This is a genomic window from Vibrio sp. 1580, from assembly GCF_033340055.1.
In genome coordinates this window covers 1-517 of the sequence record NZ_JAWOVT010000740.1, presented here as the reverse complement: position 1 = coordinate 517, position 517 = coordinate 1, and the positions used below count along the sequence as shown (strand labels likewise).

Sequence of the window (517 nt, the reverse complement as noted above, 5' to 3'; positions counted from 1 at the left end):
ATAATCTCAATGGAATGAGCTCTAAAACGGCAACGATTTGAATGGCTGGTTTCCCAAATGGCGCATACTGACGACGGCTAGGAGACCAAGCTCGTGCTAGCTCCATGGTTAAGCGGTACATGAGCGCACCAATCCCACCTGCGATGGCATACCAAAACAGTACACACACTACATTGCGACCAAAGCCCATAATGATGGTTTCAGCTCCGGCTTTACCTATACCGACAAGAGACAACGTTTCGGTATCACGATTCACAAAAGGCTTGAGTAGCTCGCGACAGCGCGTTTTATCCTCACGCGACAAGGCGAGGGCAAGTTGTTTGGTGAGGGTTTCGCAACTTCGCCAATCTAACGCTAATAGTAACAGAGCAAGTTCGTACAGAGGCTCTTGCCAAACTAAGGGCTTTAGAGCGATTAAGAGCACCAAACACGGCAATGTCATCAAAATAAGAGCGAGGCTTCCTGAGAGAATGCTTTGTGAATAGCTATGGTGGTTATTTACTTTCTCTGCTAATTG

General features: G+C 47.2%; 1 protein-coding gene. It reads right to left on the bottom strand.

Annotation, left to right across the window (positions count from 1 at the left end):
- Positions 1 to 517, bottom strand: a 517-nt coding sequence (locus R7093_RS28135; RefSeq protein WP_318147396.1) for a cobalamin biosynthesis protein, incomplete at both ends; no start/stop codon positions are given.